The 449-nt window shown below is 67.7% G+C and carries 1 pseudogene; it reads right to left on the minus strand.

Annotated elements, in window-relative coordinates:
• A pseudogene (locus tag BST14_RS31820) lies at window positions 1–449 on the minus strand (hypothetical protein); the annotation flags it as partial.

Raw genomic sequence — 449 nt, forward strand, 5'->3', positions numbered from 1 at the left:
GTCCAGGTCGTCCCAGTACTGCGCCTGGCTGATCGAGCGGATCGCCGGGAAATACCACTGCATGTCGTAGGCCAGCCTGGCCTGGGCGATCAGCTCGTCGCGATCGAACAGGCGCGCGGCGTGGTACCACTCGCGGCGGGCGTTGATCACTTCGCCACGGTTGAAGAACTCCATGGCCCGGCGCGTACTGGCGGCGTTGCGTACGCGTTGCAGGACGCGCGGGTCGATGTGCGCAGGACGGTTGCCGAGCTTGTACGGCACGCTCAGGCGGTCGGCGGCGAGGAAGCCGTAGAAGTCGCGCTCGCCGGCGAGCTTCTGGTACAGCGCGATCGGCTCCTTGCTGTTCGGCTGCGCCAGTTGCAGGCTGCGTGCCTGCCAATAGCGCCAGCGGCTGGTGGCGGCAAGATCCTGGGGCAGCTTGCGGGTCAGCGCGTAGGCTTCGTCCCAGC

The organism is Mycobacterium arosiense ATCC BAA-1401 = DSM 45069 (assembly GCF_002086125.1).
Classification (GTDB): domain Bacteria; phylum Actinomycetota; class Actinomycetes; order Mycobacteriales; family Mycobacteriaceae; genus Mycobacterium; species Mycobacterium arosiense.